20 protein-coding genes are annotated in these 18,827 nt (G+C 56.6%); 12 read left to right on the forward strand and 8 right to left on the reverse strand.

Features of this window, described 5'->3' with window-relative positions; all coding sequences use genetic code 11:
• Nucleotide 1 precedes the first annotated feature (1 nt).
• From plsX to yceD, 3 genes are read right to left on the reverse strand one after another with little or no spacing between them, the layout of a single operon-like run.
• On the reverse strand, nt 2-1,036 hold the full coding sequence (plsX, locus tag C9411_RS09970) for a phosphate acyltransferase PlsX (RefSeq protein WP_071845251.1): 1,035 nt from the start codon (nt 1,034-1,036) through the stop codon (nt 2-4).
• A gap of 11 nt (nt 1,037-1,047) precedes the next feature.
• Nucleotides 1,048-1,215, reverse strand: a complete 168-nt coding sequence (gene rpmF, locus C9411_RS09975) for a 50S ribosomal protein L32 (protein ID WP_004927778.1) — start codon at nt 1,213-1,215, stop codon at nt 1,048-1,050.
• A 16-nt stretch (nt 1,216-1,231) separates the two neighbouring features.
• Complete coding sequence (gene yceD, locus C9411_RS09980) at nt 1,232-1,753, reverse strand: 23S rRNA accumulation protein YceD (protein ID WP_004927780.1); 522 nt, start codon at nt 1,751-1,753, stop codon at nt 1,232-1,234.
• A gap of 141 nt (nt 1,754-1,894) precedes the next feature.
• Here yceD and C9411_RS09985 point away from each other — a divergent pair, with 141 nt between their 5' ends.
• On the forward strand, nt 1,895-2,476 hold the full coding sequence (locus C9411_RS09985) for a nucleoside triphosphate pyrophosphatase (protein ID WP_107227004.1): 582 nt from the start codon (nt 1,895-1,897) through the stop codon (nt 2,474-2,476).
• A 6-nt stretch (nt 2,477-2,482) separates the two neighbouring features.
• Here C9411_RS09985 and rluC read toward each other — a convergent pair whose 3' ends face one another.
• Complete coding sequence (gene rluC / locus C9411_RS09990; RefSeq protein WP_107226970.1) at nt 2,483-3,442, reverse strand: 23S rRNA pseudouridine(955/2504/2580) synthase RluC; 960 nt, start codon at nt 3,440-3,442, stop codon at nt 2,483-2,485.
• Between the two features lie 552 nt (nt 3,443-3,994).
• Between rluC and rne the strand changes: the two genes are divergently transcribed.
• Nucleotides 3,995-7,375: a ribonuclease E gene (gene rne, locus C9411_RS10000; RefSeq protein ID WP_107226971.1), complete on the forward strand. Its 3,381-nt coding sequence runs from the start codon at nt 3,995-3,997 to the stop codon at nt 7,373-7,375.
• Nucleotides 7,376-7,436: 61 nt separating this feature from the next.
• Here the strand turns inward: rne and C9411_RS10005 are convergent, their stop codons facing one another.
• Nucleotides 7,437-7,724, reverse strand: a complete 288-nt coding sequence (locus tag C9411_RS10005; RefSeq protein WP_063989523.1) for a putative quinol monooxygenase — start codon at nt 7,722-7,724, stop codon at nt 7,437-7,439.
• Nucleotides 7,725-7,937: 213 nt separating this feature from the next.
• Between C9411_RS10005 and pyrC the strand changes: the two genes are divergently transcribed.
• The 8 genes from pyrC to C9411_RS10045 all read left to right on the forward strand — a co-directional run bounded on the left by pyrC (nt 7,938) and on the right by C9411_RS10045 (nt 13,497).
• Nucleotides 7,938-8,984: a dihydroorotase gene (gene pyrC / locus C9411_RS10010; protein WP_107226972.1), complete on the forward strand. Its 1,047-nt coding sequence runs from the start codon at nt 7,938-7,940 to the stop codon at nt 8,982-8,984.
• Nucleotides 8,985-9,059: 75 nt separating this feature from the next.
• Nucleotides 9,060-9,299 carry a DNA damage-inducible protein I gene (gene dinI, locus C9411_RS10015; RefSeq protein WP_038875499.1) on the forward strand — a complete coding sequence of 80 codons (240 nt, stop codon included), beginning with the start codon at nt 9,060-9,062 and terminating at the stop codon, nt 9,297-9,299.
• A gap of 131 nt (nt 9,300-9,430) precedes the next feature.
• Nucleotides 9,431-9,709, forward strand: coding sequence for a hypothetical protein (locus C9411_RS10020; RefSeq protein WP_004927809.1), 279 nt, complete (start codon nt 9,431-9,433; stop codon nt 9,707-9,709).
• A 201-nt stretch (nt 9,710-9,910) separates the two neighbouring features.
• Nucleotides 9,911-10,165, forward strand: a complete 255-nt coding sequence (gene bssS / locus C9411_RS10025) for a biofilm formation regulator BssS (protein ID WP_004927812.1) — start codon at nt 9,911-9,913, stop codon at nt 10,163-10,165.
• Between the two features lie 141 nt (nt 10,166-10,306).
• Complete coding sequence (gene solA, locus C9411_RS10030; RefSeq protein WP_063989521.1) at nt 10,307-11,422, forward strand: N-methyl-L-tryptophan oxidase; 1,116 nt, start codon at nt 10,307-10,309, stop codon at nt 11,420-11,422.
• A 216-nt stretch (nt 11,423-11,638) separates the two neighbouring features.
• Complete coding sequence (locus C9411_RS10035) at nt 11,639-12,265, forward strand: LuxR C-terminal-related transcriptional regulator (protein WP_063989520.1); 627 nt, start codon at nt 11,639-11,641, stop codon at nt 12,263-12,265.
• A 122-nt stretch (nt 12,266-12,387) separates the two neighbouring features.
• Nucleotides 12,388-12,504 carry a DUF2770 family protein gene (locus C9411_RS10040; RefSeq protein ID WP_074181193.1) on the forward strand — a complete coding sequence of 39 codons (117 nt, stop codon included), beginning with the start codon at nt 12,388-12,390 and terminating at the stop codon, nt 12,502-12,504.
• Nucleotides 12,505-12,507: 3 nt separating this feature from the next.
• Nucleotides 12,508-13,497 (forward strand): zinc-dependent alcohol dehydrogenase family protein, encoded by a 990-nt coding sequence (locus C9411_RS10045; protein ID WP_107226973.1) that lies wholly within the window; start codon nt 12,508-12,510, stop codon nt 13,495-13,497.
• A gap of 363 nt (nt 13,498-13,860) precedes the next feature.
• Here the strand turns inward: C9411_RS10045 and C9411_RS10050 are convergent, their stop codons facing one another.
• Together C9411_RS10050 and C9411_RS10055 are read right to left on the reverse strand one after the other, a co-directional pair.
• Nucleotides 13,861-14,376, reverse strand: coding sequence for a DUF2778 domain-containing protein (locus C9411_RS10050; RefSeq protein WP_233221892.1), 516 nt, complete (start codon nt 14,374-14,376; stop codon nt 13,861-13,863).
• Between the two features lie 593 nt (nt 14,377-14,969).
• On the reverse strand, nt 14,970-16,028 hold the full coding sequence (locus C9411_RS10055; protein ID WP_063989517.1) for an AI-2E family transporter: 1,059 nt from the start codon (nt 16,026-16,028) through the stop codon (nt 14,970-14,972).
• Nucleotides 16,029-16,470: 442 nt separating this feature from the next.
• On the opposite strand from C9411_RS10055, the gene C9411_RS10060 reads away from it, so the two are divergent.
• On the forward strand, nt 16,471-17,025 hold the full coding sequence (locus C9411_RS10060) for a cytochrome b (RefSeq protein WP_063989516.1): 555 nt from the start codon (nt 16,471-16,473) through the stop codon (nt 17,023-17,025).
• A gap of 23 nt (nt 17,026-17,048) precedes the next feature.
• Nucleotides 17,049-17,627: a YceI family protein gene (locus C9411_RS10065; protein WP_016928208.1), complete on the forward strand. Its 579-nt coding sequence runs from the start codon at nt 17,049-17,051 to the stop codon at nt 17,625-17,627.
• A 43-nt stretch (nt 17,628-17,670) separates the two neighbouring features.
• Here C9411_RS10065 and C9411_RS10070 read toward each other — a convergent pair whose 3' ends face one another.
• A complete protein-coding gene (locus C9411_RS10070; RefSeq protein WP_063989515.1) occupies nt 17,671-18,738 on the reverse strand; it encodes a rhodanese-related sulfurtransferase in 1,068 nt (355 codons plus the stop codon).
• Nucleotides 18,739-18,827: the final 89 nt, after the last annotated feature.

Below are 18,827 nucleotides of genomic sequence, written 5' to 3' on the forward strand. Positions count from 1 at the left end.
ATCAGTCACTCTTAGGTAATACAGCCTCAAGGCGCGCAGCAATCCTTTCCGGGACTTGCCGCTGCACCGCCTGCACAGCCTGTTCGATTGCGACTGCAAACGCGTGAGGGTTCGCAGCGCCGTGGCTCTTGACTACGGTGCTGCGCAATCCTAACAGACATGCGCCATTATACTGGTCGGGGTTCAGGTGGCCGAACCGCTTAACCACCCGTTTTTGCAACCAACGGCCCAACAATTTCAGCCACCACGCTTGCTTGTTTCCGTCGCCGGACGATTTCAGCAGCGATAAGAACACCCTGACCACCCCTTCCATGGTTTTCAGGGTGACGTTGCCCACGAAGCCATCGCAAACCAACACGTCGGTCTTGCCGGTGAGCAGTTCGTTTCCTTCCAGGTAACCAATATAGTTGATTGCCGGAGTATTTTTTAGCACAGCGGCCGCTTCGCGGATATTATCCAGGCCTTTGGTCTCTTCTTCGCCAATATTCAGCAGCGCCACCCGCGGTTGCGCAATGCCGATCACCTCTTCCGCCATCACCGCACCCATCACGGCAAACTGCACCAGCATGGTGCTGTCGCACTCAACGTTGGCGCCCAGATCCAGCACCACGGTTTTACTGCGTTGCTGATTCGGGATCGCCGTCATCAGCGCCGGGCGTTCGATGCCTTCCAGCGGCTTGACCAACAGCTTCGCCAATCCCATCAGCGCACCGGTATTGCCGGCGCTGACGCAGCCCTGTGCATTTCCACTGCTGAGCTGCTCGAGCGCAATGCGCATCGACGTGCCGCGGCTGGCGCGTATCGCTTGTGAAGGTTTGGCGTCGCCGGCGATCACGGACTCGGCGGGCACGACTTGCAAACGCTCCAGAAGAACCGGATCGGCGTGGGCAAGCAAAGGGGAGATGACGTCGGGATTGCCGACCAGCAGGAGATGAAGCTGTAAATTAGAGGCCAGTGCCTGCAACGAAGCAGGCACTGTGACGCAGGGACCGAAGTCCCCGCCCATTGCATCTAACGCCAGGGTTAGACGAGTCAAGGTATCGCTACTTAGCCGATAACCTTGCGACCGCGGTAGAAACCGTCGGCAGTGATGTGGTGACGACGGTGAGTTTCACCGGATACTTTGTCTACAGACAGAGTAGTCGTGGTCAGAGCATCGTGAGAACGACGCATGCCACGCTTGGAACGGGTTGGTTTATTCTGTTGTACGGCCATGGACCTTACTCCTCAATTACTTACGCTTTAAACTGGCTAATACGGCAAACGGATTCGGTTTCTCCGCCTCGGGAGGCAGTTGGCCGAATACCATGTCCGCTTCGGACACTTCACAGTGTTCAGATTCATGTACCGGAACGACAGGCAGTGAAAGAATAATTTCGTCTTCAATCATTGCCAACAGATCGACTTCGCCAAACTCGTCAACTTCGATCGGTTCGTACGCTTCCGGTAATGCCTCAGCCTGCTCATCATTGACGACCGGGCTAAAACAATATGTTGTGTGAACCTGATGTTCGAACGGGACTCCACAGCGTTGGCACATCAACGTTACCGTGACGTCCGCATGCCCTGTTATCACCGCGAGGCGCTGATTGTCGATATTGAACGACAACGACACCTCGACATCACTGTCCACACTGACCACAGAGTCGGCAACACGAGTAACCTGCTCAGGCGCATAGACACCAGCATAGTCCAGGCGTTTCTGAGCGGTACGTACCGCATCAATGGTCAAGGGTAATTTTACCTTTTGCATAGGGCGCGCATATTAACTTTGTAACGACATAGAGTCAAAGAAAAAGGCCGTAAAACGGCTCCTTTCACCAATATTCGCTTCCACAGCGGCCGACAGTTTAAAATGCCGTACCCATTTACGCTACGGTTTGCGAAAAAAATTATGCAGAGATTGCTTTTAGCTTCCACCTCCCCCTATCGAAAAATGCTGCTGGAGAAGCTGCAGCTGCCCTTCGACTGCGCCGCACCCGAGGTGGATGAAACCCCACTGCCGGGCGAAACCGCCGAAGCGCTGGTGCTGCGCCTGGCGGCGGCGAAGGCTCAGGCGCTGGCCCTCGCCTATCCCGAACATCTGATCATCGGCTCCGATCAGGTCTGCGTGATCGATGGCAACATCACCGGCAAGCCCCATACCGAGGAGAACGCCCGGGCGCAGCTGCGCCAGGCCAGCGGCCAAGCCGTGACTTTCTATACCGGCCTGGCGCTGTACAACGGGCGCAGCAAGCAACTGCAGGCCCTGTGCGAGCCGTTCCACGTGCATTTTCGCGCGCTGAGCGAAGCGGAGATCGCTGCCTATATTCGTCTGGAGCAGCCGCTGAACTGCGCAGGCAGTTTCAAGAGCGAGGGATTGGGGATCGCGCTGTTCGACAGGCTGGAAGGCCGGGACCCGAACGCCCTGATCGGCCTGCCGTTGATCGCGCTGTTGGAGATGTTGCGGGCTGAAGGCATCAACCCGCTGGTCTGACGCGGATTACTTGGCCGCTTGCCGGCGCAGCATCTGCAGGCAGTGGCGCAGCTCTTCGTCCATCGGCGCTTCGATGCGCATCGTTTCGCCAGTGGACGGATGCTCGAAGCGCAGCGCCGCGGCGTGCAGGAACAGCCGCTTCAGGCCGGTACCCGCCAGTTGGCGATCGAACTCACGGTCGCCATAGCGATCGTCAAAGGCGATCGGGTGCCCGGCATGCAGAGTGTGCACGCGGATCTGGTGAGTACGCCCGGTGATCGGGCTGGCCTTCACCAGAGTGGCGAATTCGTAACGCTCTTCCACCTTGAAGCGGGTTTCCGAAGGTTTGCCTTCGCTGCTGACGCGCACGATGCGTTCGCCGCTTTGCAGAATGTTTTTCAGCAGCGGCGCCTGTACGGCCTTGCAGTGGGACTGCCACTGGCCGCGCACCAGCGCCAGATAATCCTTCTGCATGCCTTTCAGCCGCAGCTGTTCATGCAGCGAGCGCAGCGCGGAACGCTTCTTGGCCACCAACAGCACGCCGGAGGTATCGCGATCCAGACGGTGCACCAGCTCGAGGAAACGGGCTTCCGGGCGCAGCGCGCGCAGCCCTTCGATCACACCGAAGCTCAGGCCGCTGCCGCCGTGCACCGCGGTGCCGGAAGGCTTGTTGAGGATCAGCAGGTGGTCGTCTTCATAGAGGATGCAGTCCGCCAGTGCGGCTACCTTATCCAGCTTGGCCGACACCGGCGTCTCTTCACGCTCGGCCACGCGCACCGGCGGCACGCGTACCACGTCGCCGGCCGCCAATTTGTATTCGGCCTTGATGCGTCCTTTATTGACCCGCACCTCGCCTTTGCGCACGATGCGGTAAATCATGCTCTTCGGCACGCCTTTCAGGCGAGCGAGCAGAAAGTTGTCGATTCTCTGACCGGCTTCGTCGTCGGAAATCGTGATGAATTGTACTGCTGGATTGTTCGTTTTCATGGTGCGGGATTCTAAATAGAGCGCGTGAATAGCGCCACATCTTTTTCTGTGCTTAACTGTCTCTCTGACGGCGGGCGAAACCCCAGCGGACAATAAGGCAGCAAGCCGATTTGAACGTTTGCGATTTCTTCCGCAGTTAAGGAAAAGTCACCTTGCTATAACGGCATCAGCAGTGGAATAATGCAGTTACTTTCCGCGTTGATTCTCGTTAAACAGGGAAAACGGTGGAATTATAAAATTTGTCTGATCGCGCAAAAACGCAGCAATGGCGTAAGACGTAATGCGAAATCAAACAATTAGCGGGCTGCGGGTTGCAGCTTGGCCGGCAAATGGAATCAGATCTGTCGACGTAAATCAGAGGCTATTCCCCTAGTAAAAGTGCTGTCTTTCACAAAGAAAAGCAGGCTTACCGAGATAATGCGCCCCTATGCAGGCGACAACCGTGAGGTTGACGGCTTTGCGAGAAGACACGGGGCTTTCGGTTTAACTCCGGCCATGAGGTTATTTTGCCCGCAGCTTTGTCGATAATGTAAAAATAACGAGTAAGTTAAGATGAAAAGAATGTTGATTAACGCAACTCAGCAGGAAGAGTTGCGTGTTGCCCTCGTAGATGGACAGCGGCTGTATGATTTGGATATCGAAAGTCCGGGTCATGAGCAGAAAAAAGCGAATATTTACAAAGGCAAAATCACCCGCATTGAACCAAGTCTTGAAGCAGCGTTCGTGGACTACGGCGCAGAACGACATGGTTTCCTCCCCCTTAAAGAAATCGCCCGCGAATACTTCCCTAGCAATTACTCTTCCCATGGCCGCCCAAACATCAAAGATGTGCTGCGCGAAGGCCAGGAAGTCATCGTTCAGGTAGACAAAGAAGAACGTGGCAACAAAGGCGCCGCCTTGACCACCTTCATCAGTCTCGCGGGCAGCTATCTGGTGCTGATGCCGAACAACCCGCGTGCAGGCGGTATTTCTCGCCGCATCGAGGGCGACGATCGCACCGAGCTGAAAGAAGCGCTCTCCTCGTTGCAACTGCCGGACGGCATGGGCCTGATCGTTCGCACCGCGGGCGTAGGCAAATCCGCCGACGCGCTGCAGTGGGATCTCTCCTTCCGCCTCAAGCACTGGGAAGCGATTAAAAAAGCCGCCGAAGGCCGCTCTGCGCCGTTCCTGATCCACCAGGAAAGCAACGTTATCGTGCGCGCCTTCCGCGATTACCTGCGCCCGGACATCGGCGAAATCCTGATCGACAACCCGAAAATTCTCGATCTGGCCAAAGAGCACATCGCTGCGCTGGGCCGCCCGGATTTCAGCAGCAAAATCAAACTGTACAGCGGTGAAATCCCTCTGTTCAGCCACTACCAGATCGAATCGCAGATCGAATCCGCCTTCCAGCGCGAAGTGCGTCTGCCGTCCGGCGGCTCGATCGTCATCGACAGTACAGAAGCGCTGACCGCCATCGACATCAACTCCGCCCGCGCAACCCGCGGCGGCGACATCGAAGAGACGGCGTTCAACACCAACCTGGAAGCGGCGGACGAGATCGCTCGCCAGCTGCGCCTGCGTGACCTTGGCGGCCTGATCGTCATCGACTTCATCGACATGACGCCGGTTCGCCACCAGCGCGAAGTGGAAAACCGCCTGCGCGACGCCGTGCGCCAGGACCGCGCGCGCATCCAGATCGGCCGCATTTCCCGTTTCGGTCTGCTGGAAATGTCCCGTCAGCGCCTCAGCCCGTCGCTGGGCGAGTCCAGCCACCACGTGTGCCCTCGCTGTAACGGCACCGGCACCATCCGCGACAACGAATCGCTGGCGCTGTCCATCCTGCGCCTGATCGAAGAAGAAGCGCTGAAGGAAAACACCAAAGAAGTTCACGCTATCGTGCCGGTTCAGGTCGCTTCGTACCTGCTGAACGAAAAGCGCGAATCCGTCAGCGCGATCGAAAAACGCCAGGGCGGCGTGAAAGCCGTCATCGTGCCGAACGATCAGATGCAAACCCCGCACTACTCGGTGCTGCGCGTGCGCAAGGGAGAGGAAACCTCTACCCTCAGCTACCTGCTGCCGAAGCTGCATGAAGAAGACATGGAGCGCCCGCTGGAAGATGCGCCGATGGAGCGCAAACGTCCAGAGCAACCGGCCCTGGCTTCCTTCTCACTGTCCGCCGATGCGCCGCCGCCGGCTGAAGAACCCGTCGCCGTGGCCAAGCCTGCCGCTACCGCCGCCAAGGCTCAAGCCGCAGCGCCGGTCGCCGCCAAGCCGGGCTTCCTGGGCCGCCTGTTCGGGGGGCTGAAGAGCCTGTTCGCCGGTGAAGAACAACCTGCCGTCGAAGAAGCCAAACCGGCCGAAACGCCGAAGGCGGAAGGCAACGGTGAAAACCGTCGTCAGGATCGTCGCGGTCAGCGCCGTCAAGGCACCGGCCGTAAAGAGCGCGGTGAGCGTGGCGATCGTCCGGAACGCGGCGAGCGTAAAGAGCGCGGTGAAGGCCGTGACAATCGCGAGCGCGACAACCGTGAACCGCGTGAGAACCGCGAAGGCCGTGAATCGCGTGAATCCCGCGATGAGCAGCGCCGCAACCGCCGCAACCAGCAGCAGAACGCACCGGTAGCGGAGGAAACCGCCTCGGAAGAAAGCGCTAAAGCGCCGCGCGAAGATCAGCAGCAGCGTCGTGAGCAACGTGCTGAACGCCAGCGTCGTCGTCAGGAAGAGAAGCGCCAGGCTCAGCAGGAAGTGAAAGCGCTGGAAAGCGTTGAAGCGGTCGAGAGCACCGACGAAGAGCAGGAAGAACGCCAGCAGCAGAATATGCAGCGCCGTCAGCGCCGCCCTCTGTCGCAGAAAGTGCGTATCCTGTCTGCGGAAGAAGAACTGCAGCGTGCAGCGGAAGAGCTGTTGGCGCCGAAAGCGCCGGTCGCGAAAGCCGCCGACGCGCAGTCGACCGCCGACGACAGCGTCAAGCTGCTGCCGGAAACCGTTGCCGCTCAGCCGGAAGACGATGCCCAGGGCGAAAACCGCGGCAATGGTGAAGGCATGCCGCGTCGCTCCCGTCGTTCACCGCGTCACCTGCGCGTCAGCGGCCAGCGCCGCCGCCGTTACCGTGATGAGCGTTACCCGCTGCAATCCCCAATGCCACTGGCGGGCGCGTTCGCTTCGCCGGAAATGGCGTCGGGCAAAGTCTGGGTAAGCTACCCGGTTGCTCAGGTTGAAGAAGCCGAAGTGCAGGCCGAAGTCGTAGAAGTAGAACAGGCAGCGGCACCGGTTGTCGCCGCAGCGGTTGAACAGCACAACGTTGCCGTGGAAGAAACTCAGGCTGCGGCCAGCGTCAACGAGTCGGCACCAGAAGCCGCCGTTGAAACTGCTGCCGTTACCGTATCGGAAGAAGCTGCAGCCGTAGCGCCTGTCGTTGCTACCCCGGCCGAGGAAACCCCGGCGCCGGTAGAAGCCGCTCCGGCACCTGCCGCAGTTGAAGAACCGAAAGCGGAAGAGACTGCCCCGGCAGTGGAAGCCGAGCCGGTAGCTGAAGTCGTTGCGGCAGAGCCTGTGGTTGAAGCCAAGCTGGTGGAAGAAGAGCCTGTGGTCGAAACCGCACCGGTAGAAGCCACGCCAGCGGAAGAAACGCCAGTGGTAGAAGCCGCACCTGCGCCAGCCGCCGTGGAAGCCGCTCCGGTGGAAAAAGCCCCGGAGCCAACTGCCGCCGAGCCTGCACCTGCTGTTGTTCAACAGCCCGCTCCGGTGAAAGCCGTACAGGACGTACTGTACAAACACATCGCCACTGCGCCGATGACCAAAGCGCCTGCGCCGGCCTACGAGCCGGAAGAACGCAAGCACAGCGACTGGCAGCGCCCTTCCTTCAATTTTGAAGGCAAAGGTTCAGCCGGCGGTCACTCGGCAGCGAGCCAGGCCACCGCGCCGGCCACCAAGCCGCAGCCGGTTAACGAATAAGTTAATCTGCAACCCTAAAAAAAACCCGCCATCGGCGGGTTTTTTCTTGCCTGTAAAATGCTCAGGCGATCTTCTTCAGTTTCTTGATGTCCAAAACATCCAACTTGCCGTCAAGCCGGCTGACGAACTGCTGAAAATGCGCCGTCTCATTATGCTTATCCAGCGCTTCGCTGCTGGCCCAACGCTCAAAGAACACGAAAACGCCCGGCTTTTCCAGATCGCGATGCAAGTCATATTGCAGGTTACCCAACTCCTGGCGGCTCGGCTCGATAATGTCGTGCACCGCTTCGCTGACGACGGCTTCAAATCCCGCTTTCGCTTGCAGGGTGGCGATAACGCGTACTTCCATTGCTTTCTCCCTTTCCACTTGATGAAAGTCGACGGTATTGGCGTCGGCATCGTTGAAATCCCTGTTACTATGCGCCCGCTGCCCTACTGATTTCAACTTGTCGCCAACAAACAGATGCATCTCAGGCACTTTCCGCTTATCCTTACACCCCGGCGTGAATAAACCCATTATTCGCTTTTCATTAGACGTATTTGACCGCCGGAGCCTAGCTAGATGACCGCACAACCTCAAGTTCTGAAAATCCGCCGCCCAGACGACTGGCATATTCACCTGCGTGACGATGAGATGCTGAAAACCGTGGTGCCCTATACCAGCCAGGTATTTGGCCGGGCGATCGTGATGCCGAACCTGGTTCCGCCCGTAACGACCGTGGCCGCCGCGCGCGCCTACCGCGATCGCATTCTGGCGGCGGTCCCGCAGGGCCACAACTTCACTCCACTGATGACCTGCTACCTGACCAACTCCCTGGCGGCCAGTGAACTGATCAACAGCTTCGAGCAAGGGGTGTTTACCGCCGCCAAGCTGTATCCAGCCAACGCCACCACCAACTCCAGCCACGGCGTCAGCGACGTGACCGGCATTTACCCGCTGTTCGAACAGATGCAAAAAATCGGCATGCCTTTGCTGATCCACGGCGAAGTGACCGATCCTGCCGTCGATATCTTCGACCGCGAGGCGCGCTTTATCGAACAGGTCATGGAGCCTATCCGCCGCCGGTTCCCGGAGCTTAAGATCGTCTTCGAGCACATCACCACCAAAGAAGCGGCGCAATATGTGCAGGCAGGCAATCGTTTCCTCGGTGCCACCATCACGCCACAGCACCTGATGTTCAACCGCAACCACATGCTGGTGGGCGGCATTCGCCCACACCTGTTCTGCCTGCCGATCCTCAAGCGCAATGTCCACCAGGAAGCGCTGCGTCAGGCGGTCGCCAGCGGCTCGGACCGTTTCTTCCTCGGTACCGACTCTGCCCCGCATCTCAAGCACCGCAAAGAGTCCAGCTGTGGCTGCGCCGGCTGCTTCAACGCGCCGAATGCCATCCCGGCTTACGCTGCCGTGTTCGAACAGCTCGGCGCGTTGGAGCACTTTGAAGCCTTCTGCTCGCTCAACGGTCCGCGCTTCTACGGCCTTCCGCTCAACGAAGACTTCATCGAGTTGCAGCGCGTGCCGACCACCCAACCGGAAGAGATCGCCCTGGGCAATGAATCCGTGATCCCCTTCCTCGCCGGTGAAACCCTGAACTGGTCGCTGAAAGACTGATATTTTTGTTTCGCCCTCTTGCCCCCGCGCCCGGTTAACTGTATAAATAAACAGTAAATCGCTTCGGGGGCAATTATGCGTGTTGAAGTCACTATAGATAAAACCCGGCCGCTGCCGGCGGGCGCCATTGAGGCGCTGACCGGCGAACTGGGCAAGCGGGTCAATCGCCAGTTTCCAGACGCCGTCGTGCAAGTACGTTATGCCGGCGCCAACGGCCTCTCCGTGCTGGGGGGCGCCAAAACCGACCGGGATCTGATCGAGGAAATCCTTCAGGAAACCTGGGAAAGCGCTGACGAGTGGTTCAGCGCAGAATAACACTGCAATGCTGTTTTTGCCGGGGGTCGCTCTCCGGCTTTTTTTGTTTCTGGCGCCCTGCCCATTCATCGCTTACCCTTACTCTGGAACAAAATGCGCCTCAGCGCTGTACTTAACGCAAAGGAGTAAGCATGGCCCCGGACAAGGTGAAATCCGAAGACGCAATGACGTTTGGCGAACTGCTGGCGCTGATAGCCGATCAGAAAAGGCGCTTGAACGTATTGGAAGTGGCTTTCTCTTATCTGGCCTTCAGCCTGGATGATAAAGCCAATCAAAGGCTGATCCACAGCCTGAAGCTGGAATCGCACAGCCAGAATCGCGACGCCGAAACGCAAAAGCATTTCGCCCATTTGGCCGAAGAGCTGGAAAAATGTCTGCATGGCGCATCGCCACCTGCCGACGCGGAATAACGCGCTGCGCGTTACTCATCCACCGCTGCACATACAAATTTGTAGAATAATTGTTCAAATAAATATTTATTTTGCAAATTTCGGTGACAACCCCCTCCACCGATGAAAGCGGATGCGTATACTGTAATTGCTCTCATGATGATGAGCCGCATTGATCCTCGTTAGTCACTCACGGTAGTTACTACTCAATAAGGGGTCTTTATGGACAGAAATGATGAAGTAATTCAGACGCACCCGCTTGTCGGTTGGGATATCAGTACTGTCGACGTTTACGACGCCATGATGATACGCCTTCATTACCTGTCTTCACTAGACCAAACGCCTGAAGAAGCCCAAGTAGACAGAACGCTTTGGCTGACCACAGATGTCGCCCGTCAATTAATCAATATCTTAGAGGCCGGCATCGCCAAGATTGAAGCTACGGATTACCAGGATCTTGATCGCAGAAAACATTGATTCATCGTCCCCTAACCCCTAAGGCGCCGTGGCCCATTCCCGGCGCCTTTTTCTTTGCCTTTCGCCGTTCAATCAGTGCATTGCGCTCGGCAACCTTTTATCATGGGGCGATAAGAAATCGCTATCAGAGAGGGTGGGCACGTGGAATATGATTTGATTGTGGTGGGCAGCGGTTCAGTCGGCGCGGCAGCAGGGTATTACGCTACCCGAGCCGGCTTGAAAGTGCTGATGATCGACAGCGCCATTCCCCCGCACCGCAATGGCAGCCATCACGGCGACACCCGCATCATCCGTCATGCTTACGGCGAAGGTGAAAAGTACGTGCCGCTGGTGCTGCGCGCGCAGGCGTTGTGGAATGCGCTGATTCAGCAATCCGGCGAGGAACTGTTCCAGTCGTGCGGCGTGCTCAATTTGGGGCCGCTGCACTCCGAATTCATTCGTAATGCTCAGCAGAGCGCGCAGAAATTCCGCCTGAACGCGCAAACCCTCAGCGCCGAACAGATCGCTCAACGCTGGCCGGAATTCCGTGCGCCGGATGGTTACGTCGGCGTTTTCGAGCCGGACGCCGGTTTCCTGCGCGCCGAGCTGGCGGTTGCCAGCCTGATCAAGCTGGCGAAAGAGGCCGGCTGCAGCCAGCTGTTCAATTGCCCGGTCAGCGCGGTGGAACCTATCGATGGCGGCGTTGCAGTCGTCACCGGCGAAGGGCGTTTCACGGCGCGAAAAGCCGTGGTCACCGCAGGCACCTGGGTGAAAGCGCTGTTGCCGCAGTTGCCGATCGCGCCATTGCGCAAGGTATTCTCCTGGCATCAGGCGGACGGCCGCTACAGTGTGAACAACCGCTTCCCGGCCTTTACCGTCGAAGCGCAGGACGGCACGCACTATTACGGCTTCCCGGCGGACAACGACGGCCTGAAAGTGGGCAAACACGATGGCGGCCAGCCGATGGATGCCCCCGAGCAGCGCAAGCCCTTCGGCAGCTACGCCAGCGACGGCACCGAAGTCTTCACCTTCCTGCGGCAGTTTTTGCCAGGTGTAGGCGTATGTTTACACGGCGAAGCCTGCAGTTATGACATGAGCCCAGACGAAGACTTTATTATCGATACCCTGCCGGAGTGCGATCGCCTGATGGTCATCAGCGGATTGAGCGGCCACGGCTTCAAGTTCGCCAGCGCGCTGGGTGAGATTGCCGCGCTGTTTGCGCAGGACAAAGCGCCGCCGGTCGATGTCGCCAGCTTTGGTCTGAAACGATTTAGCTAAGCGAAGGATTTCGCTGTCCAGGTTGCCACCGCGCCCTGGACAGCGAAATTTGGCGGTTACAATTCATTAACATGCTAACTCTTTTAAATACCAAGTAAAAATTCTGATAACGGAAATTTCTTGTATTCAGCATTTGAATTTCCGAATTGAACACTTGCAGTGTAAGTCCTATTTTACAGAAGATATGCTCCATCGGCTTTCAACAAGGACGTCACCATGAAACTACTTGTCGTGGACGAATGCTGCTTCACCCGGGTCGGTATAGCCAGCTACTTTGCTGATAGTGGGATTACGACGATCAAGTGCTGCCACAGCATTGAGTACGCTACGCCACTGTTGGCCAGCTTTCAGCCGAGCCACATTCTGGTGAACCTCAGCAACCAGTGCCGCTATAACGAAGCGGACGCACAGCTGCTGGCGTTTATGGAAGCCAGCCAGTCTGCTTTGCTGTTTATCTATCTCGACACGCCTTACCCCTACAGCGAAGCGCCAATGCGCATCGCCGATAACGCGTTTCTGTTCAATAAAAGCATTCTGCCGCTCACCTTGCGCACGCTGCGCGAAAATCCGCTGGCGCTGGCCGATGACGGCGAAGAGCGTTCCCTGTTCAGCCCGCAGGAACTGACGGTGATGAAATATTGGATGGCGGAAATGCCCAACTACCGCATCGCGAAAAAGCTGCAGATCAGCTCGCATACGGTGTACGTGCACAAGCGTCACATCACGGAGAAGATCAACGCGCGCAACCGGCTTGAGTTCTACTCGCTGTATAACGTGCTGCGTTATTTCTACCCGCCAAGCGCACCAACGAATTCGACGCCGCTGGCGCTGCTGGCGGTGTAATATCAAGCCTGCGATAACGCAGGCTTTTTTATCGCCACTCTTCCAGCGCTCACGCGCGGCGCGCTATAAAAGACGCCAAGAAAAGGACTATAATCAAAGGTCTCTTTCTTCAGGCGGCTGAAATGTTAAACCGAATACTGGCGGCTATCGTCAACAACGTGCGTGAGCACCTGGTGCTGTACCTTTGCCTGTGGCTGATACTGCTGGCGCTGGATGTTTATTTTTTCTTCGTGATGTAACCCATGCCGTCGTCATTTCCCCGCTTGAGCTTCAGCCGCTTCGGCGATCCCGCCCAGGTGCTGGCGCTGCAGCAGGTGAACAGGCCGACGCTGCGCCCCGGCCAGCGGCTGCTGCAGATGCGCTATGCCCCGATCAACCCTTCTGACCTGATCCCGATTCACGGCCAATACGCGCACCGCATCGCCCTGCCGCAGGTGCCGGGCTATGAAGGCGTAGGCGTCATCGTCGATCCGCAAAGCGGGCGCTCGACCGGCCGACGCGCGCTGGCGGTAGCGGGTGACGGCAGCTGGCAAACCTTCGTCACGCTGCCTGAGGATCGGATGGTCTGGGTGCCGGACGACATCGACGACGCCGGCGCGGCGCAAATATATATCAACCCGCTCACCTGCTGGGTGCTGCTGACGCAATGGCTGCCGCTCAACGCCGGTGACGTGCTGCTACTCAACGGCGGCGGCTCCGCCGTTAGCCTGCTGTTGGCGCAGATGACGGCACTGCGCGGCATTCGTCTGGCGGTGGTGGTGCGCAACGTCGCTCATCGCCCGGCGCTGCTGGCCGCCGGCGCCTGGCGCGTTATTGAGGCGCCGCAGCTGGCGCAAATGACCCACTTTGGCGCCCGCGCCGCTATCGACTGCATCGGCGGAGAAGACGGATTGCAGTTGGCGCGGGCGGTTCGCGCCGGCGGCGACTTTGTCGCGCTGGGCCTGCTGGGTGGGCGCCAGGTGAACTGGCGGCGCGTGGTGGACGAATTGAAGCTGCGCGCTTCGCTGTTCCACTTGCGCAAATGGAATGCGCAGGCGGCGCCGGCGCAGTGGCAAACGGCGTTTTATCAACTATTCCAGCTGCTGCGGCGCGGCCAGCTGGCGCTGCGCCAACCCGCCGCGATTTACCCTTTGCAACAGTACGCAGCTGCTCTGCAACACGCTGCGCAGCCCGGTGTGAACGGCAAAATCTTTCTTAAGCCGACGGCATCGGAGATGGTTGCGGTGGATTAACCATTATTCAACGGAGTTCCCAATAAATAAAATGCAATGGAGGAAAAGGCGCTTTTTCCATTAATGCAAACTTATTAGTGGTGAGATACCCTTTTATTAACACATCGGACATTCTGTATTTATCTGAATTGTCTTAATGCCATCTTTACCAAACCAAATATAACCAAGGCATAGAGAACCACAGTAAATATCAGCGTGCTGAATGTCAGTGGATCTGCGTCCATTTCATAGAAACCTGTTTGATACCTGCCAAAGAGTTGTTGAGAGGTATCGATGATGAGTGACGTTAAGCCATACAGTGGCATCCCATAGCGAGAAAAACAGAAAGCAGTAATGAAACATGCAATATACAGTACTATATTCTTAACGAGCGATGCATTTTTCAAACTTGCTCTCCCCTTGCACATCAACAAAACCATAGGTCATCAACGTACTGCGTGACCCAGGAACTCTAATAAGCTTCATTCCAAGGATGAAGCGACGAACCTTGTAAAACTCCAGACGACTCACAAACGTAATGCACCCTTCACTATAACCGCGGCCATCGGGTCTGAGCGGATGCAATCTAAAACTACCACGTGCGATCTTATTTACAAACATGCTGTCACTCATTGTTTGAGCACTGAACAGAGCTAACCAGTCGCTATGATCGTTTCCTGTGTACTGGTCAAGCACCCACGAACGAACTTGATTGGCTAGACTACCTCTCGGCCTGTCAACCACCCAATAACGACCAACAGGTATTGCACTGTTCTCAATGTAGGTGCAGTTAGGATCATTTGTGTACGGCTGCCTACCAGAAAAAACGGGGAAAGTACCTAGCCCATAGACGTGGAGCTTCGCTTCTCCTCCGTTTTTTGAAAGATCGTTGTAACTCATCCTCATTATCAACATGCACATATCCTTATGCTTGGTACATTTATGTACTCTACCGCTTTTCTTGGTATGTATAACAGTTATCACTGTTCTCGTAAAAGTATTTCACTAGCTATATCATCCGTAATTCCTGTCATTAATCACTACCGCATTATATATATTGAAAATGATATGGATAAAGATAAATTTTACGAACCCTTGGATGCCGCTAATTTACCGAAGTAATATTCCTGTTGTTACCCATATAGTCTTTAGGCGTAAAATAGAAAATCTTTCTGAACTTTGGGTGCTCACAAAATGAAGTGGTTGATTGAATGGCTGGGTAACTCGTTCGCTTACCTAATCCCTATCGTACTCATTATTGTCGGCGGGGTTATTTTCGTTTCAGTGTTCCCAAACTCTGGTTTTTACCTCACCCTCATCTGGGCCATTGTCGTTTGTGTCGCCTATGTAAAGTGGTCTAAGTGGTTGTAGTTTTTTACTGATTAGCCAATGCTCCCAGTCTGCACTAACAGTATAAGCGTTAAGCCACCGTTGGGTGGCTTATTCAAAACTCATTAACAACGCACGGCTCAACGTGGCTACAAAAACGCTCCTCACTCCGGCGGCGCCGGAGGCTGGCGTGGCGGGCGGCCGTCGCCCAGGATAACCGCCAGCCGATAGCCGCCCTCGGTGGTCTCCAGCGCGATGCGCGCCACAATTGTCAGCGGTACCGACAGCAGCATGCCGACCGGGCCGAGCAGCCAGCCCCAAAAGATCAGCGACAGGAACACCACCAGCGTCGACAACCCCAGCCCGCGCCCCATCACCCGCGGCTCGAGGATATTGCCGATCACCATGTTGACTGCGATAAAGCCGCCCGCCACCACCAGCGCATCACCCAATCCGTTGAACAGCAGCGCCTGAATCAGCGGCGGAATGGCGGCCAATACCGAGCCGATATTGGGAATATAGTTGAGCAGAAACGCCAGCAGCCCCCAGATAAAGGCGAAGCGCACGCCGACCGCCGCCAGGAAGATCCAGACGATCACCCCTGTGGCCAGGCTGATGATGGTTTTAATCACCAGATAACGCGTCACGCCGTCCAGCGCACGCCGCATCGCCGCGAGGCCTTCGTTCGGCTTATCCAGCGCCTCCTGCAGCTTATAAGGCAGCAGTTGCACTTCGAACAGCATAAACACCACGGTCATCAGCAGCAGGAAGACGTTGGTCATGGCGCCAGACAGGTGCCCCAGCATGCGGGTAACCAGATTCATCGCCGCGCTGGGATCGACATATTGCAGCATCGCTTCGCTGGAGAGGCTGATATTGAAGCGATCGGCGTAATGCTGCAGCTCGCGCAGTTTCTCGATCATCATGCCGCGGTACTGCGGCAACGAACGGGCGAACTCATTGAGCGAAGCGCCCAGCATGCCGATAAACAGCATGACGACCACAATCACCGCCGTCACCAGCAGCGTCACCCCAAGGATGCGCGGCACCCGGCGGCGTTCCAGCATCGCCACCAGCGGGTTCAGCACCATGGCGAGGAACACCGCCAATAAAAACGGCACCACAATGTCGGCGGCCGCTTTCACCCCAGCCAGAATGATCACCAACATCGCCAGCAGGACGGCCAAACGCAGGCTGTTGTCGGTTACACGGGTTCGGCCCATCACGTTTCCTTGTTATTTCACTGGGTTAACCGGCCACAAAGAGCCGACGCTTGGCGCTAATGGTAGCAAAGTCCGCCGTTATGCCGCAGAGGGTTACGCGTAACCGTTCGAAAAAATTAATCTTTCCGCCCTGCTCTTCGCCGCGAGAAATAGGCATAAACTTTGCCAGCAAATAATCCCATCGAGCAATTTATGGACGATTTACGTAAAATGACAAAAGCTGACATTAATAGATAATAAGCCTAATTTTCAACAACTAGCATAATCGTTACGTGAAAGAAATAATATCATCTTCAACGATTTATCTGATGAACCCCGAACATCTCAAACAAATTCACTGACTAATATTTCTAAGAAGTAACATAGTTAAATTTATTATTGATTTTATGTTTCCTAAAGTTTAATTATTGCAGCCAGCCAATCGGTAATCGAAGGAAACAGGATGCTCTGGAAAAATACCGCCGATCGTTTCGGCCATGTGTCAGTGTTGATCCACTGGCTGGTGGCGCTGACGGTGTACGGCATGTTCGCGCTCGGCCTGTGGATGGTCACGCTGGGCTATTACGACGTCTGGTATCATCAGGCGCCGGAGATCCACAAAAGCATCGGCGCGCTGCTGTTCAGCGTGATGGTGATCCGCGTGATCTGGCGTTTTGTCTCGCCGCCGCCCAAGCCTCTGGCCAGTTATGGTCGCCTCACTCGCGTCAGCGCCATTCTCGCGCATCTGGCGCTATATGCCGTGCTGTTCGGCATTCTTATCAGCGGCTATCTGATCTCGACCGCCGACGGCCAACCGATCAGCGTATTCGGCTGGTTCGACGTGCCAGCCACCGTAACCGGCATGGCGGAACAGGCCGATACCGCCGGTGCCATACACCTTTACCTGGCCTGGGCCGTGGTAGTGCTCTCGGTACTGCACGGGCTGGCCGCGCTTAAACATCACTTTATCGATCGTGATGTCACTTTGAAACGGATGCTGGGTAGCAGCGCCGATTAACCTTTGGATTTATGGAGATTGCTATGTTGAAAAAGACCGTATTGGGCCTGACCGCAGGCGCCCTGCTGCTGAGCGCCGGTTCCGCACTGGCGGCGGACTACAAGATCGACAAACAGGGCCAGCACGCCTTTATCGAGTTCCGCATCCAGCACCTGGGTTATAGCTGGCTGTACGGCAGCTTTAAAGACTTCGACGGCGGCTTCACCTTCGACGAAAAAGATCCGTCCAAGGACAAGGTCAACGTGACCATCAATACCGCCAGCGTCGACACCAACCACGCCGAGCGCGACAAGCACCTGCGCAGCGCCGAGTTCCTGAATGTGGAGAAGAACAAACAGGCCAAGTTTGAATCCACCGAAGTGAAGAAAAGCGGCGACGGTTATGCAGTGGTCGGCAACCTGACGCTGAACGGCGTGACCAAACCGGTTACGCTGGACGCCAAACTGATTGGCCAGGGCAACGATCCGTGGGGCGGCTACCGCGCCGGCTTTGAGGCCAACGGCAAGATCAAGCTGAAAGATTTCGGCATCACCACCGATCTGGGTCCGGCGTCGCAAGACGTTGAGCTGATCATCTCCGTAGAAGGCGTGCGCGAGAAATAAAAAAAAGCCCGGCTTGGCGGCCGGGCTTCTCATTTCCTCAGGCTCAGCGGGCTGGGCCTTCTTCTTCCGGTGCCGGAATGTGCATCGTAGTCTGCAACAAGCCTTTCGACTTATTGAAGATCTTGACGCCGTTTTCACGGCCGGCACGGCGCGCGCGCTGCTCTTCACGCGGCAGCTTCAGCTCTTCGCGGCAAATCTCGCTGCAGCACCCTTCAAACTTGGCGGCGCAACTCGGGCACTGAATGAACAGCAGATGGCAGCCGTCGTTCTTGCAGTTGGTGTGGGTGTCGCACGGCGCACCGCACTGGTGGCAGTTGGCGATCACATCGTCGGAGATGCGCTCGCCCATGCGCTCATCGAATACGAAGTTTTTGCCGATAAACTTCAGCGGTAGCCCCTGTTCTTTCGCTCTGCGGCTGTACTCGATGATCCCGCCTTCCACGTGGTAGATGTTTTTAAAGCCGTTGTGCAGCATATAGGCGCTGGCTTTTTCACAGCGAATGCCGCCGGTGCAGTACATGACGATGTTTTTGTCTTTGCTGTCCTGCAGCATCTCCACCGCCATCGGCAGCTGATCGCGGAAGGTATCCGACGGCACCTCGATGGCATTTTCGAAGTGACCGACTTCGTACTCATAGTGGTTGCGCATATCGACGAATACCGTATTCGGATCGTCGATCATCTGATTGACGCGATCGGCCTGCAGATACTCGCCGACGTTACTTGGGTCAAAGCTCTCGTCATCGATGCCGTCGGCCACGATGCGCTCGCGCACCTTGAGGCGCAGCACCCAGAAGGATTTGCCGTCGTCTTCGAGCGCAATATTCAGGCGTACCTGATCCAGCGCCGGGTGCGAGGCGAACAGCGCGGCTTTGAACGCGTCGAAATTATGCTGCGGCACGCTGATCTGCGCGTTGATGCCCTCTTTCGCCACGTAAACACGGCCGAACACCTTCAGTTTTTCGAACTGAACGTACAGGCTGTCGCGAAACGCCTTGGGATCGTCAATGGAGAAGTATTTGTAAAAAGAAACTGTGGTGCGCGGCTCGGTTTCCGCCAGCATGCGCGCCTTCAGTTCCTCATTAGAAATTCGGTTATGTAACACTGGCATGGTGTACTTTCCTGTCTTTCGGGAGGTGACTGATTTACCGCACGCGGCCTGCCGACCCACGCGCGGCGCATATCATACCCGAAAAACCG

Source organism: Serratia sp. Nf2, assembly GCF_003028435.1.
GTDB lineage: Bacteria > Pseudomonadota > Gammaproteobacteria > Enterobacterales > Enterobacteriaceae > Serratia > Serratia marcescens_L.